The 14,408-nt window shown below is 67.3% G+C and carries 13 protein-coding genes; 2 read left to right on the forward strand and 11 right to left on the reverse strand.

The features are described 5' to 3' along the window. Positions 1-91 precede the first annotated feature (91 nt). Positions 92-1,207, reverse strand: coding sequence for a polysaccharide deacetylase family protein (locus tag ACFXJ8_RS02740; protein WP_379642064.1), 1,116 nt, complete (start codon positions 1,205-1,207; stop codon positions 92-94). Between the two features lie 620 nt (positions 1,208-1,827). Next, positions 1,828-4,518, reverse strand: coding sequence for a DNA polymerase I (gene polA / locus ACFXJ8_RS02745; RefSeq protein ID WP_379642065.1), 2,691 nt, complete (start codon positions 4,516-4,518; stop codon positions 1,828-1,830). 119 nt (positions 4,519-4,637) lie between these two features. Between polA and ACFXJ8_RS02750 the strand changes: the two genes are divergently transcribed. Continuing rightward, positions 4,638-4,982, forward strand: a complete 345-nt coding sequence (locus ACFXJ8_RS02750; protein WP_379642546.1) for a PaaI family thioesterase — start codon at positions 4,638-4,640, stop codon at positions 4,980-4,982. A 154-nt stretch (positions 4,983-5,136) separates the two neighbouring features. On the opposite strand, the gene ACFXJ8_RS02755 is transcribed toward ACFXJ8_RS02750, so the two are convergent. From ACFXJ8_RS02755 to ACFXJ8_RS02765, 3 genes are read right to left on the reverse strand one after another with little or no spacing between them, the layout of a single operon-like run. After that, positions 5,137-5,901, reverse strand: coding sequence for an amino acid ABC transporter ATP-binding protein (locus ACFXJ8_RS02755; RefSeq protein ID WP_379642066.1), 765 nt, complete (start codon positions 5,899-5,901; stop codon positions 5,137-5,139). After that, entirely contained in the window at positions 5,898-6,785 is an 888-nt protein-coding gene (locus ACFXJ8_RS02760; protein WP_379642067.1) for an amino acid ABC transporter permease, read from the reverse strand. The genes ACFXJ8_RS02755 and ACFXJ8_RS02760 overlap by 4 nt, the downstream gene beginning before the upstream one ends. Positions 6,786-6,788: 3 nt before the next feature. After that, positions 6,789-7,712 (reverse strand): ABC transporter substrate-binding protein, encoded by a 924-nt coding sequence (locus ACFXJ8_RS02765; protein WP_379642068.1) that lies wholly within the window; start codon positions 7,710-7,712, stop codon positions 6,789-6,791. Positions 7,713-7,910: 198 nt separating this feature from the next. Here ACFXJ8_RS02765 and ACFXJ8_RS02770 point away from each other — a divergent pair, with 198 nt between their 5' ends. Then, positions 7,911-8,444, forward strand: a complete 534-nt coding sequence (locus tag ACFXJ8_RS02770; RefSeq protein ID WP_379642069.1) for a DUF4352 domain-containing protein — start codon at positions 7,911-7,913, stop codon at positions 8,442-8,444. A 40-nt stretch (positions 8,445-8,484) separates the two neighbouring features. Here the strand turns inward: ACFXJ8_RS02770 and ACFXJ8_RS02775 are convergent, their stop codons facing one another. The 6 genes from ACFXJ8_RS02775 to ACFXJ8_RS02800 all read right to left on the reverse strand — a co-directional run bounded on the left by ACFXJ8_RS02775 (position 8,485) and on the right by ACFXJ8_RS02800 (position 14,337). Further along, positions 8,485-9,216 (reverse strand): ABC transporter ATP-binding protein, encoded by a 732-nt coding sequence (locus tag ACFXJ8_RS02775; protein ID WP_379642070.1) that lies wholly within the window; start codon positions 9,214-9,216, stop codon positions 8,485-8,487. Then, the gene (locus tag ACFXJ8_RS02780) at positions 9,206-9,946 is read right to left on the reverse strand and encodes an ABC transporter ATP-binding protein (RefSeq protein WP_379642547.1); all 741 of its coding nucleotides are present in this window, start codon (positions 9,944-9,946) and stop codon (positions 9,206-9,208) included. The genes ACFXJ8_RS02775 and ACFXJ8_RS02780 overlap by 11 nt, the downstream gene beginning before the upstream one ends. A 41-nt stretch (positions 9,947-9,987) precedes the next feature. Next, positions 9,988-11,121 carry a branched-chain amino acid ABC transporter permease gene (locus tag ACFXJ8_RS02785; protein WP_379642071.1) on the reverse strand — a complete coding sequence of 378 codons (1,134 nt, stop codon included), beginning with the start codon at positions 11,119-11,121 and terminating at the stop codon, positions 9,988-9,990. Between the two features lie 14 nt (positions 11,122-11,135). Further along, entirely contained in the window at positions 11,136-12,104 is a 969-nt protein-coding gene (locus ACFXJ8_RS02790; protein WP_379642072.1) for a branched-chain amino acid ABC transporter permease, read from the reverse strand. A 138-nt stretch (positions 12,105-12,242) separates the two neighbouring features. Then, on the reverse strand, positions 12,243-13,391 hold the full coding sequence (locus ACFXJ8_RS02795; RefSeq protein WP_379642548.1) for a branched-chain amino acid ABC transporter substrate-binding protein: 1,149 nt from the start codon (positions 13,389-13,391) through the stop codon (positions 12,243-12,245). A 361-nt stretch (positions 13,392-13,752) separates the two neighbouring features. Beyond that, positions 13,753-14,337 (reverse strand): ANTAR domain-containing response regulator, encoded by a 585-nt coding sequence (locus ACFXJ8_RS02800; RefSeq protein WP_379642073.1) that lies wholly within the window; start codon positions 14,335-14,337, stop codon positions 13,753-13,755. Positions 14,338-14,408 lie beyond the last annotated feature (71 nt).

Consider the following 14,408-nt stretch of genomic DNA (forward strand, 5'->3'; position numbering starts at 1 on the left):
TCTGGCACAACGACAAGACCGGCCAGCCGATCAAACGGTCTCTGATCCCCTACGACCACTGAACTTGACCAGACCCCTTGGACTCATTCATCTAGTAGGCGTTGAGCTGGGCTCTCCGCTTGGCAGCGATATTACCCGCAGTTTTGCGTGGAATGGAGATCCGCTGCGGGTCTCCGTCGGAGACGAACCTCTTACCAGGGTGCTTGTTCAGCCATTCCAGCCAGTACTGCGAGCACCACTTCCGGCACTCGCCCCGCTTGCCGTTGCTCTGGATCCGCTGGATCGCGCCCGCGTCGAAATTTTTCGCGTAGGGCGAAAACGAGGGTTCGGCGCCCGCGAGGAAGACGCCCGCGAAGTCGTAGCCGGTGCCGTCCCACGATCCGGCCTTGGCGATCTTCTTCGGGTACGGCATGGAGCCGAACGGCAGCGCGAGCGTGTCGGAGGCCGGCGCGCCGAGCTTCTTCAGCAACCGCTCCAGCCTGACGATCTGCTCCCTGACCTTCTTCTTCGACAGCACGGCCAGGTTGGGGTGGGACCAGGTGTGGTTGGCCACCTCGAAGCCGCGTTCGGTCAGCCACCGTACGGCCCTGGCCTGGTCCTCCTGGTTTCGCAGCCCGAAGGGGTAGTGGTTGATCCAGAAGGTGGCCACGGGCCTGAAGCTCGGGTACTTCTTCGCCACGTCGTAGATGATCCCGACCGCGGTGTCCTTCTTGGGCATGCCGCCGCCGTCGAGCGCGAAGTGGCTCGCGTGACCGTCGTCGAAGGTCAGCACGACGGGGAACTTGCCGGCCGGCACCCTGATGTCGCCGGTCACGAACTCCTTGGCGGTGATCGGGACGTAGCCCTGCCTGGCCAGCTTCTCCAGCTCCTGGCGGACCTGCGAGGGCGTGCGGTCGATCGACGCGAACCGCTTCTTCAGGATCCGGTGATACATGATCACCGGGACCAGGCCGAGCTCGTTGGCCTTCACCTGCCTGGCGAACTCGGGCGTGGCGGTGACCCCCGGCGGCAGGTCGGAGCTCGGCAGATCGAGTTTCGCTTCTGGCGTAATCGCGGGTTTCTTGGACGGCTTGGCCGTGCCGACGGCCGCAGTGCGACCCGCGGGCTGGTCCGGGGTGGGCAGCAGCAGAAGGGTCGCGATGGCGAGCGTGATCACCACGAGGTTGGCCAGCCCAATGATCCGCGCGAGCAACGCTGAATTCCGCACTGAACTCCCGTGCCGATCGGGGGCAGACCAATCACCTCAGCCTAGTCCAGAACGTCACAGAGATCGCTCACGACGGAGCGCCCGGCCAGTGCCCCGCATCCGCCGACGCGACCCATCTGCCCGACAGCGCGACCCACTCGGCGGTGCGGGACCCGCCGTGCGCCGCCGCCCCACCTTCCCGCTCCAACCCGCCGCCGAACCCCACGACCGGCCAACCGCACCGCGAACGGGCCACCGGGCGACCAGACCGCACGACCGGGCCTATGGACGAATGGCCGACCAGGCTGGGCCGCGATGCGACCCGACCGTGCCTCACCCCCGGCCTGCCTGCCCGATCCCGCGCCGGACCGGGCGAGACGGCCGCGCGAACCAAGCCGCAGGCGGGAGAGGTCTCGATGGGGCGGGGTCCCGGTCGGGCGCGTGCGGACCCCGGCCCGGGTGCCGAAGAAGGCGGCCGACGAACCCGATGTCTGCGGCCCCGGCCCCGTGGGTCTGGAGTGGCGTGATGGACGGACACCCGCCCCGTGCCTACGGTGGCCCCTCCCGTGCGTGCCGTACAGAAGCAGCCACGTAGATGGGCCGCGCAGACAGGGGCCACGGAGAAGGGGGCGCGACGCGGGTCAGTGGCCGGCGTCCTCCCAGGTGCGGCCGACGCCGACGGAGACCTCCAGCGGTACGCGCAGGCTGTAGGCGGAGTTCATCTGGTCACACACCACCTGCCTGAGCGTCTCCAGCTCGCCCGGAGCCACCTCGAACACCAGCTCGTCGTGTACCTGCAGCAGCATCCGCGAGGCGAGCCCCTCCTCGCGCAGCGCCTGGCTCACGTGGAGCATCGCGACCTTGATGATGTCGGCGGCCGACCCCTGGATCGGCGCGTTGAGCGCCATCCGCTCGGCCATCTCCCGCCGCTGCCTGTTGTCGCTGGTCAGGTCGGGCAGGTAGCGGCGGCGGCCCATGATGGTCTCGGTGTAGCCGTCCTTGCGGGCCTGGGTGACGATCTCGTGCAGGAAGTCGCGGACGCCGCCGAACTCCTCGAAATACTCCTCCTTGAGCGCCCTGGCCTCGGCGACGGGGATGTTGAGCTGCCCCGAAAGGCCGAAGTCGGACAGCCCGTAGGCCAGGCCGTAGTTCATCGCCTTGATCCTGGCGCGCAGCTCGCCGTCGACCTGCTCGGGTGGCAGGTCGAAGACGCGGGCGGCGGTCGCCTGGTGGAAGTCGTGGCCCGACTCGAAGGCGGCGATCAGCGACTCGTCGCCCGACAGGTGGGCCATGATGCGCAGCTCGATCTGGCTGTAGTCGGCCGTCAGCAGCGTCTCGTAGCCCTCCCCGACCACGAAGCCCTGCCTGATGCGGCGGCCCTCGGCGGTGCGGATCGGGATGTTCTGCAGGTTGGGCTTCTCGCTCGACAGCCGCCCCGTGGCCGCGACGATCTGGTTGAACGTCGTGTGGATGCGCCCGTCTTCGGTGATCTCCTTGATCAGGCCCTCGACCGTGGTGCGCAGCTTCTGCTGGTCGCGGTGGCGCAGCATGATGATCGGCAGCTCGTGGTCGGTCTGCGTGGCCAGCCAGGTGAGCGCGTCGGCGTCGGTGGTGTAGCCGGTCTTGGTCTTCTTGGTCTTGGGCAGGTTGAGCTTGACGAAGAAGATCTCCTGCAGCTGCTTGGGCGAGCCCAGGTTGAACGGCTCGCCGACCACCCGGTGGGCCTCCTCGACGGCCTGCTTGACGGCGGCGCCGAACTCCGACTCCAGGCCCGCGAGGTATTCGCGGTCGGCGCCGATGCCGGCCCGCTCCATCTCGGCCAGCACGCTCAGCAGCGGCAGCTCGACGTCTTCCAGCAGCTGGGTGCCCCCGCGCCCGGCCAGGAACGACTCCAGCGAGTCGGCCAGCTCGGCCACCGCGTGGGCGCGCAGCGCCAGGTCCTTGGCGGGGGCGTCCTCGTCGTCGCCGAACAGCGCGGCCTGGCCGCCGGAGTCTTCCTCGACCTTGAGGTCGCGGTGGAGGTAGCGGCGGGCGAGGTCTTCGAGGGCGAAGGTGCGCTGTCCTGGCATCGCCAGGTAGGCGGCGAGCGCGGTGTCGCAGGAAAGCCCCTTCAGCTCCATCCCCTGGGCCCACAACGCCAGCATGGGGCCCTTGGCGTCGTGGACGGCCTTCGGCCTCGCCTCGTCGCCCAGCCACGCCCTGAGAGCGCTCTCGTCGGCCTCGGTGAGCCTCGTCGGGTCGATGTGGGCGGCGGTGCCGTCGGGCGAGGCGATCGCGATGCCGTCGATACGGCCGGTGCCGCTGCCGTAGGCGCCCTTGAAGGTCAGCCCCGCGCGACCCTCGGGCATCGCCGACAGCCACCCCGCGACCCGGTCGGGGCCGAGGATCACGGTCTCGACCTCGAAGCCCCGCTCGGGCTCCGCCTCGCCGGTGCCGAGCACCTTGAAGACGCGCTCGCGCAGCTCGCCGCGGATCTGCAGCGAGTCGAACAGCTTGTTGATCTCCTCGCGGTCCCACCCGCCCTGCTTGAGCTCGGCCAGGTCGGCCTCGACGGGCACGTCGCGCAGCAGCTCGGTCAGGCGGCGGTTCATCAGGACCTGGGCGACGTGCTCGCGCAGCTTGTCGCCGACCTTGCCCTTGACCTCGTCGACCCGGTCGACCAGGGCGGTCAGCGAGCCGAACTCGCGCACCCACTTGGCCGCGGTCTTCTCCCCCACCCCTGGGATGCTCAGCAGGTTGTCGCTGGGGTCGCCGCGCAGCGCGGCGAAGTCGGGGTACTGCTGCGGCGTCAGGTCGTACTTCTCGACGACCGCCTCGGGCGTGAAGCGCGTCATGTCGCTGATGCCGCGCCTGGTCATCAGCACCGTGACGTCCGAGCTAACCAGTTGGAGCGCGTCGCGGTCGCCGGTGACGATCAGCACGCTCATGCCCTCGGCCGCGGCGCGCGTGGCCAGCGTGGCGATCAGGTCGTCGGCCTCGTAGCCCGCCAGCGACAGGTGCGGGATGCGCAGCGTGTCGAGCAGCTCGAAGATCAGCTGCATCTGGCCGCGGAAGTCTTCGGGCGTCTCGCTGCGGTTGGCCTTGTAGTCGGCGTATTCGGCGTGCCTGAAGGTCGGCTCCGACCTGTCGAAGCACACCGCCACGTTGGTCGGCTGCTCATCGCGCAGGATGTTGGTCAGCATCGAGGTGAACCCGTAGACCGCCTCGGTGTGCTGACCGTCGGTGGTCATCAGGTTGGCGTCCTTCAGGGCGTAGAACGCCCGGTAGGCAAGCGAATGCCCATCCAGGAGCAGCAGGCAAGGACGGGCGGGGGTCACTTCACTCTTCGGCACACTGGCAGCCTAGTCTCCATGTGCGACAGATAACGTGAGCTCTAGGCACAGGAGGCCTCCCCTTGACGTTCGACGTGACCGTGGTGAATGAGCTGAACAAGGGCACGCTCGGCGAGCGGATGGGCATCGAGTTCGTCGAGGCCGACGCCGAGCGGGTAGTGGCCAGGATGCCGGTGAAGGGCAACACCCAGCCGTACGGCCTGCTGCACGGCGGCGCCTCGGTGGTGCTGGCCGAGTCGATCGGCTCGATCGGGGCGGCCATCCACGCGGGCCCCGACCGCATCGCGGTGGGGATCGAGATCAACGCCACCCACCACAGATCGGCGACCGAGGGCTACGTGACGGGCGTGGGGACGAGGCTGCACGGCGGCAGGTCGCTGGCCAGCTACGAGGTCGTGATCACCGACGAGCAGGGCCGCAGGGTGTGCACCTCGCGCATCACCTGCATGCTGCGGGACGCCTGAGCGACACCGGTGACTTGCGCGCACCCTTTGCGCGCCCGCCCCACCCGTCGCTACGGTTGAGCCGGCAGAGCCCGCGGGGAGGCCGAGTAGAAAACGCGTGGGGCCGAGCAAGCCCCGCACGGTCCCAAAGGCCCCCCCGGGTTCCTCTGTACGGCTAGAGCACCTTCGACAGGAAGAGCTTCGTCCGCTCGTGCTGCGGGTTCGCCAGCACCTCTCGCGGCGCCCCCTTCTCGACGACGAGCCCGTCGTCCATGAACACCAGCGAGTCGCCGACCTCGCGGGCGAAGCCCATCTCGTGGGTGACCACGACCATGGTCATGCCGTCCCTCGCCAGGCCCTTCATGACGTCGAGCACCTCGCCGACCAGCTCGGGGTCCAGCGCCGAGGTCGGCTCGTCGAAGAGCATGAGCTTGGGCTGCATGGCCAGCGCCCTGGCGATCGCGACGCGCTGCTGCTGGCCGCCCGACAGCTGGGCGGGGTAGTTGCGCATCTTCCCGCCGAGCCCCACCCGCTCGAGCAGTTCGGCGGCCCTGGTGCGTACCGCGGCCGAGGACTCGCGCTTGACCCGCTGGGGCGCCTCCATGACGTTCTCCAGCGCGGTCATGTGCGGGAAGAGGTTGAAGCGCTGGAACACCATGCCGATGTCCTTGCGCTGCGCGGCGACCTCCCTCTCCTTGAGCTCGTGGAGCTTGCCGCCGTGCTCGCGGTAGCCGATCAGCTTGCCGTCCACCCACAGGCGGCCGGCGTTGATCTTCTCCAGGTGGTTGATGCAGCGCAGGAACGTGGACTTGCCCGACCCGGACGGGCCGATGACGCACATCACCTCGCCGTTGCGCACCTCGAGGTCGATGCCCTTGAGCACATCGACGTGGCCGAAGCTCTTGCAGACCTGCTCGGCCCTGACCATCACGTCGTTCATGCCGCCCCGCCTATGACCCTGACCCGGCCACCGCCGGGGTGTGACCCCTTCGCGTAGTGACGCTCCAGGTAGTACTGCCCCACCATCATGATCGAGGAGAGGATGAGGTACCAGATGCACGCCATGATCAGCATCGGGATGACCTGGTACGTCGAGGCGTAGATCGTCTGCGCGGTGAAGGTCAGCTCCAGGTACGGGATGGCCGCCACCAGCGAGGTGTTCTTCAGCATCGAGATCGCCTCGTTGCCGGTCGGCGGCACGATGACCCGCATCGCCTGCGGGAGCACGATCCGCCGCATCGTCTGCATGCGGGTCATGCCCAGCGCCTGGGAGGCCTCCTGCTGGCCCGGATCGACCGACAGGATGCCCGCCCTGATGATCTCGGCCATGTAGGCCGCCTCGTTGAGGATCAGGCCGACCGCCGCCATCAGCGCCGCGCTGTAGAGCGCGTTGGTCGGCCAGGTGACGAACTCGGGGCCGAACGGGATGCCGATCCCGAACTGCGGGAAGAGCGCGCCGATGTTGCCCCAGATCAGCAGCTGCGTGTAGAGCGGGGTGCCGCGGAAGACCCACAGGTACAGCCAGGACGCGCCGCGCATCAGCGGATTGGCCGACAGGCGCATGAGCGCGAGCACGATGCCCAGGCCGACACCGCCGATCATGGCGGCGATCGTGAGCCAGATCGTGTTGCGCACGCCGTTGAGCACGGGCTCGGACAGGAAGTACTTCCACTGTTCGGGCCAGTTCCAGTTCTGGTTGGTGATCACGTTGCTCACCAGCATCGCGCCGAGCACCACGATCACAGCCGCCGCGACCCACCGGCCCGGATGGCGGACGGGCACGGCTCTGATCGTTTCAGGCCGCGCCCTCTCCGTTTCTTCCATGGGTTACCCCTGCGCGCCGTTGATCACCGGGTCCGTGATGGCGCCGTCGCCGACGCCCCACTTGTCGAGGATCGACTTGTAGGTGCCGTCCGCGATGACCTCCTTCACCGCGCCGAGCCAGGCGTCCTTGAAGGTCCCCGAGTTCTTGCTCATCGCGTAGCCGTACGGCGCGGTGTCGTAGGCCTGGCCGATGATCTCCAGCTTGTCACCGGTCTGCTTGACCGCGTAGCCGACGATGGGCGAGTCGGCGAGCATGCCGTCGATCTTGCCGGACACCAGGTCGGCGTTGACCTCGGTCTGCTGCTTGCGCACGACCTGCTCGATGGCGGGCTTGCCGGCCTTGACGCACGCCTCGCTCTTGGCCTTGATGTCGTCGACCTGGACGGTGCCCTGCTGGACGCCGATCTTCTTGCCGCAGGCGTCGTCGGGGTTGACCCCCTTGGGGTTGCCCTTCAGCGTCGCCCACGCCGTACCGGCGGAGTAGTAGGTGACGAAGTCGACGACCTTCTCCCGCTCCTTGTTGTCGGTGAAGGACGAGGCGCCGAGCTCGTACTTGCCCGACTGCAGTCCAGGGATGATCGTGTCGAATCCGGCGTTCTGGAACTCGGCGGTCAGGCCGAGCTTGCCCGCGATGGCCTCGACCAGCTCGACGTCCCAGCCCACGATCTTCTGCGAGGCGGGGTCGACCGACTCGTTCGGCGGGTAGGAGGCGTCGACGCCGACGACCAGCTTGCCGTCGGACTTGATCGCGTCAGGCACCATCGCCGCAAGCGTGTTCTGCGGACTCGGCGCGGCCGTGGCCCCGGTGGCCGCGGGGGCCGCGGGGCTGGCGCCGGTCGTGCCGCCGCCACCACAGGCCGTGAGCGTCAGCGCGCCCGCGACGACGAACGTGCCAGCCGCGAGCGCGCGGCGGGAAAGAGTACCCATACTCACAACGGTCCCCTTCGGTTCCTGGTCTTGTCGCAGAGATGCTCCCGCAAGCTTGTCACCAGGCAGATCACCGCTCAGACACAATCGGACAACTTCCTACAAGCGTAAGTCTTTCGACATAGGCCGAATATCTGGTCAACATCTCTTGTGACGGACCTCTGTCACAACGCGCCGTCCTCCTCGTACCGTGGCGACGTGCGCCGACCCATCCTCATCGCCTGCGCCCTGGTGGCGCTGACGTCCTGCAGTTCGGCACCCGCGCCGGAGCGAGCACAGGCGAGGCCGACCTACGACCTGCCCGCCCGGCCGGTTCGCGTCAACGAGGTCCCGATCCACGCCGCGCCCGTCACCGACGGCGACGCCCGGTTCCAGGTCATCGGCCTGCAGACCGGTCAGGCCAGCCTCTCAGGCAGTCACGCCGAGTGGCCGGCCAAGGGGCAGTTCATCACTGTCCGTGTCGTGGTGGAAAATCCGGGAAGATCCACATCCCGGTTCGACGCTCGCAGGCAGCGACTGGTCATCGCCGACGGGCGCACCTTCCCGATCAGCGACACCGCGCAGATCACCAAGCGCCAGCCCGTCGAGATCCCGGTCGGCGCGGGCGTGCGGCTGGAGATGGACCTCTGGTTCGACATCCCCAAGGACGCCCGACCCACCGCCATCAAGCTGTACGGCGACCCGCCCATCGGCTATCCCGGCACCGATGGCGCCCAGGTGAGCCTGAAATGACAGCGGGCGAGGCCCGTAAAGGCCTCGCCCGCCGCGCCGTTCAGTGACCGTTGGCGCTCGGCTCACCGAGGTCGCCGCCCAGGTAGGCGGCCCGCACCGCGGGATCGTTCAGCAGATCGTGCGCCGGAGCGCTCTTGACGATCTTCCCGGTCTCCAGCACGTACGCCCGGTGCGCCAGTTGCAGCGCCTGCTGAGCGTTCTGCTCCACCAGCAGGACCGTCGTGCCCCTGCGGTTGATCTCCTCGATGATGTCGAAGATCTGCTTGACCAGCAGCGGTGCCAGGCCCATCGACGGCTCGTCCAGCAGCAGCACCTTCGGCTTGGCCATCAGCGCCCGGCCGATCGCCAGCATCTGCTGCTCGCCGCCCGACATCGTGCCCGCGAACTGGGTGCGCCGCTCGGCCAGCCGAGGGAACAGCTCGTAGGCCTCGTTCAGCTCAGGGGCGATGTCGCCACTGCGCGCGTAGGCGCCCATCAGCAGGTTGTCGTGGACGGTCATGCCGGGGAAGATGCCGCGGCCCTCGGGCGACTGGCCCAGGCCCGCCTCGACCCGCTTGTGGCCGGGCATCTTGCTGATGTCGCGCCCGTCGAAGACCACCGAACCCGACGACAGCGGACGCAGGCCGGAGATGGTCTTCAGCGTCGTCGTCTTGCCGGCGCCGTTGGCGCCGATCAGCGTGACGATCTCGCCCTCGTTCACCTCGACCGAGATGCCCTTGAGGGCCGCGATCTTGCCGTAGTGGACGTGGATGTCCTTGACCTCAAGAAGCATCTGCGGGTGCCCCCAAGTACGCCTCGATGACCCGCGGGTCGTTCCGCACCTCGTCGGGCAGCCCATCCGCGATCTTCTCACCGAAGTCGAGAACGCTGATGCGGTCGCTGATGCCCATGACGAGGCTCATGTCGTGCTCGATCAGCAGGACGGTGCGCCCCGCGTCTCTGATGTCCCTGATGAGCTGCTGCAGGGCCTCCTTCTCCGCGGGGTTCATGCCCGCCGCGGGCTCGTCGAGCAGCAGCAGCTTCGGGTTGGTCGCCAGCGCCCTGGCGATCTCCAGGCGGCGCTGGTCACCGTAGGGCAGGTTCTTGGCGTAGTCGTCGGCGCGATGGGAGACGCCGCAGAACTCCAGCAGCTCCATGGCCAGCGCCCGGCCCTCACGCTCGGCCTTGCGGTGCCACGGCAGGCCGAGGGCCACGCTCACCATGCCCGACTTGTGGTGCGCGTCCGCGCCCACCATGACGTTCTCCACCGCCGACATGTTGTGGAACAGCCGGATGTTCTGGAACGTACGGGCGACGCCACGCTTGGTGATCTTGAAGCGCTTGATGCCGCTGATCTTCTCGCCGGCGAAGCGCACCTCGCCCTCGGTCGGCTGGTAGACGCCGGTGACCACGTTGAACACCGTGGTCTTGCCCGCGCCGTTCGGGCCGATCAACGCGAAGATCTCACCCTCGTTCACGGTGAGCTCGACCCCGCGCAGCGCCGTCACGCCGCCGAAGCGCATCGTGAGCCCGCGCAGCTCGAGCAGGGCCTTCTTCTCCTGGCTCACTTGCTCACTCCCTCGACCGCCTCGGGCTTCGTCTCGGGACCCGCGACCTCGGCGCCGAGGCTGCCCATGCCGCCCGATCCCTCCTTCAGTTCAGCCTTTCGCTGTCTGGAAGGCAACAAGCCCTCCGGCCTGAAGATCATCAGAGCGACCAGCACCGCGCCGAAGATCAGCATGCGGTACTCCTGCAGGCCGCGGAAACGCTCCGGCAGCCACGCCACGATGAACGCGCCCAGCATGACGCCAGGCAGGTTGCCCGCGCCGCCCATGACCACCGCGGCCAGGATCGTCGCCGACAGCAGGAACAGGAAGTCGTTCGGGTTCAGCGAGATGACCTTCGCGGCCCAGACCACGCCCATCGCGCCACCGATCGAGGCGCCGATGGCGAAGGCGAGCATCTTGAACCTGAACGTCGGCACGCCCATCACCTCGGCGGCGTCCTCGTCCTCGCGGATGGCCGCCCAGGCCCTGCCGACCCGGCTCTTCTCCCAGCGCTTGACCAGGATGATCACGATGACGGCCAGCCCGACCAGCATGTAGTAGTACGGCCTCGGGTCCAGCACGCCGTACTTGAAGATCTGGACGCCGAAGAGCTCCACACCCTCGATGCTCGGCGGATGCGGGATGCCGCGGATGCCGTTCGGACCGCCGATCGCGTCGGTGTTACGGGCCGTGATGCGGATGATCTCACCGAAGCCCAGGGTGACGATCGCCAGATAGTCACCGCGCAGTCGCAGCGTCGGTGCGCCCAGCACCACGCCCGAAAGGGCGCAGATGAGGATGCCGACGACCATGATCTCCCAGAAGTTCCACCCCAGCTCGGTGCCCAGCAGACCCATCGAGTAGCCGCCCACCGCGTAGAAGGCGACGTACCCGAGGTCGAGCAGACCGGCCTGGCCGACCACGACGTTGAGGCCGATGGCCAGCACCACGAAGGTGCCGATCGGGAAGAACAGCACGCTGGCCCAGTCGGAGTACGGCGACATGATCGGCGCCAGCGAGTCCGATGGAAGCAGCAGCGCGCCGATGATGAGCAGCACGTAGACGGCCCACCGCTGCCACCAGGGGGCAACGGACCACGCGTGGTGCATGCGGTCGGAGAAACCCGCCCACGCGGATCGGATACTTGACATGGGATTCTTCTGGTTCATGCGCGCGCCTGCTGAAGTGATTCACCGAGAAGCCCGGTGGGCCGGAACATCAGGACCAAGACGAGGACCGTGAACGAGATCACGTGCTTCCAGTCGGAGCCGAAGATGATGGCGCCGTAGTTTTCCACCAGCCCCAGCGCGATTCCGCCGACCAAGGCCCCGCGAAGGTTTCCGATACCGCCGAGAACCGCGGCGGTGAAGGCTTTGATACCGAAGAGAAAACCGATGTAGTAGTTGGTGTTCTCATATGCCAGCAAATACAGCGCACCGGCCACACCGGCCATCGCGCCGCCGATGAGGAACGTCATCTGGACGATCTTGTTGATGTCGACGCCCATCAGCACCGCGGCCTCGGGGTTCTGCGCGGTGGCGCGGATGCCTCGGCCGATCTTGGTTCGGTTGACCAGCCGCTCCAACAGGATCATCATCCCGATCGCCGCCACGACCACGAACACCTGGTGAGTCATCACCTTGTGGCCGAAGATCGAGAACAGCTCCGTGCGCTCCATGATGCGCGGCAGGCCCATCTGAATGCGGCCGCGCTCAGGTCTGTTGAAGACGGTGGGGATGACCAGGAGCGCGAACAGCTCCTGCAGGAAGATGGAGGCGCCGATGGCCGAGATGAGCGCGGCCAGGCGTGAGGCGCCACGTTTGCGCAGCGGACGGTAGGCGATCCGCTCGAGCGCCGCGGCGGTGCCCGCCGAGGCCAGAGCGCCGGCGGCGACCATGGCCAGGATCAGCCCGACGAGCGCCACGCCGGTCAACGGAGTGTTGATGCCGAACACGAACGGCACGAACATCGCGCCGAAAGTGCCGATCATGAACACTTCCGAGTGGGCGAAGTTGATCAGCCTCAGCACGCCGTACACCATCGTGTACCCGAGCGCGATCAGCGCGTAGATGGAACCGAACGCCAGGCCGTCGATGGTTTGCGGCCAGAACTGAGCGATGAAGTCATTGAACACGAGACGATAACCACTTCTAGGCGAGGATTCTCCTGCACTGCCGGTAGCAGATGCGCGAAAGGAGCGGGACCGCTCGCGGCGATCCCGCTCCCCGCGCGTCAACTACCCGATCTCACCTGAGAGACAGGCGGGAGACCGTTACCCGAGCTTGGCCTCGGATGCCTTGCCGAGCAGGGTGATGTTGCCGCCCTTGACCTGGTACATGTAAATGTCCTTGGCCACGACCTCACCATTGGACTCGAACTTCACCTGCTTGGAAACGCCGGGGAAGTCGACCGTCTGGATGAAGGTGTTGATGTCCTCGGCAGTCACCTTACCGGCCTTGATCGCCTCGACGAAGACCGACGCGGCGTCGAAGCCCTCCGTGGCGTAGATGGCCGGGTCGGCGTTGTAGGCGGCCTTGTAGTCGGCCGCGAACTTCTTGACCTTCTCGTCGGTCACCTCAGGCGTGGCGATGTAGCAGGGGCAGCCCACGAGCGCACCCTCCGCGTTGGCCGCGCCGGCGCCCTCGATGAGGCCCTTGTCCAGCGAACCGTCGCCGCTGAAGAACTTCGCGTCCTTCAGGCCCTTGTCGCGCAGCTGCTTGAGCAGCGGGCCGGCCGCCGCGTAGTAGCCGCCGAAGAAGATGGCGTCGGGCTTGCCCGCGGCCACCTTGTTGACCACCGAGGAGAAGTCGCTCTCGGCCGGGTCGAGCGAGTCGTCGGTGACGGTCACGCCCTTGGCCTTGAGCTGAGCGCGGACCGCGTCGGCCAGCGGCTTGCCGTACTCGGACTTGTCGTCGATGACGAAGACGTTCTTGGCCGCGGCGGCGCCGGCGATGAAGTCGGCGATGCCGGGGCCCTGAACACCGTCGTTCGGCAGGACGCGGTGCCAGTACTTCCAGCCATTCTGCGCGAGCGCGGCGTTGGTCGCCGAGGCCGAGACGCTGGGAATCTTCGCCTCTTCGAGCACCGGCGCCACCTGGGCGGACTCACCGGAGAACGCGGGGCCCACCAGAGCGACGATCTTGTCGGTCTTGATGGCCTGCTGGGCGAGACCGACGGCCTTGGTGGCGTCAGCCTGGCTGTCGTACTCCACCATCTCGATCTTGACCTTGGGGTTGGTCGCGTTGTACTGGTCAATGGCCAGCTTCGCGCCGTTCCTGGGCGGAATGACAATGCCCGCGTTGGAACCGGTCAGGTCGCCCATGAAGCCAATCTTGACAGTGGTGGGCGCCGCCTCCCCGCCACCGGGCGCCGCAGGTTCAGTGCCGCCGCCGCACGCGGCGAGGCCGAGCGTGAGAGCCATACCAACGGCAAGCGCGCCGCCGAAGCGAGCAATCTTTGGCCGCAAGGCTGCCTTCCTTTCGCCTGATCCTTTGTCAGGACCGGAATCACAGAGTCATGCCCATGCGGGGATGACCCAGGGGGTTGTGACGGTTAGTACAGCCAGGAGATGTCACGGGTTGGTACAGCGAACAGCGTCGTTACCGCTTCGTTATTACACCGATCCTTTACGGCGACCGCAGCGAATTGAAAGGTCAAACAACCACAAAGGAACGTTCCACAGTGTGAAACGACCCGTAGACGCTTCCGCACCTCAGAGGGCATGCTGATGTGAAATCGGTCAGCCGCCGCGCCCCCGGATGATCGGAATCCCGCTCGGTTCCTCAGCCCTGCTTGGCCGCGTCGTCCACGACGATCTGCGCCACCTCGCGCATGCTCAACCGGCGGTCCATCGACGCCTTCTGGATCCACCTGAACGCCTGCGGCTCGCTCCAGCCGTGCTGGGACATCAGCAGCCCCTTGGCCCGCTCGACCAGCTTGCGGGTCTCCAGCCGCCCCGACAGCGACGACACCTCGGCCGCCAGCGCGACCATCTCCTCGTGCCTGCTGACCGCCATCTCGATCGCCGGCACGAGGTCGGCCTTGGTGAACGGCTTGACCAGGTACGCCATGGCGCCCGCGTCACGCGCCCGCTCCACCAGGTCACGCTGGGAGAAGGCGGTGAGGATGAGGCACGGGGCGATCCGGTCGGCGACGATCCGCTCGGCGGCGGAGATGCCGTCGAGGATGGGCATCTTGACGTCGAGGATCACCAGATCGGGGCGGAGCTCGGTGGCCAGTTTGACCGCGTGCTCACCGTCACCGGCCTCGCCCACGACGACGTAGCCGTCCTCCTGGAGCATCTCCTTGAGGTCGAGGCGGATCAGTGCCTCGTCTTCCGCGATCACCACTCGCCGCTGCGTACTCACGAGCAGAAGACTACCGATGTCCGCTAGATTAGATCCACGCTGGCGTCATCGGGCTGTTCTGTGCGGCTTGT

Origin of the sequence: Nonomuraea sp. NPDC059194 (genome assembly GCF_042754765.1) — a bacterium.
GTDB lineage: Bacteria > Actinomycetota > Actinomycetes > Streptosporangiales > Streptosporangiaceae > Nonomuraea.

Bases quoted from the DNA above. Each gene is read 5' to 3' on its own strand.
- ACFXJ8_RS02780 (WP_379642547.1), bottom strand. From the start codon at position 9,946: ATGCGCTTCGGCGGCGTGACGGCGCTGCGCGGGGTCGAGCTCACCGTG.
- ACFXJ8_RS02765 (WP_379642068.1), bottom strand. From the start codon at position 7,712: ATGGGTACTCTTTCCCGCCGCGCGCTCGCGGCTGGCACGTTCGTCGTC.
- ACFXJ8_RS02785 (WP_379642071.1), bottom strand. From the start codon at position 11,121: ATGTCAAGTATCCGATCCGCGTGGGCGGGTTTCTCCGACCGCATGCAC.
- ACFXJ8_RS02760 (WP_379642067.1), bottom strand. From the start codon at position 6,785: ATGGAAGAAACGGAGAGGGCGCGGCCTGAAACGATCAGAGCCGTGCCC.
- ACFXJ8_RS02755 (WP_379642066.1), bottom strand. From the start codon at position 5,901: ATGAACGACGTGATGGTCAGGGCCGAGCAGGTCTGCAAGAGCTTCGGC.
- ACFXJ8_RS02795 (WP_379642548.1), bottom strand. From the start codon at position 13,391: ATGGCTCTCACGCTCGGCCTCGCCGCGTGCGGCGGCGGCACTGAACCT.
- ACFXJ8_RS02775 (WP_379642070.1), bottom strand. From the start codon at position 9,216: ATGCTTCTTGAGGTCAAGGACATCCACGTCCACTACGGCAAGATCGCG.
- ACFXJ8_RS02750 (WP_379642546.1), top strand. From the start codon at position 4,638: ATGGGCATCGAGTTCGTCGAGGCCGACGCCGAGCGGGTAGTGGCCAGG.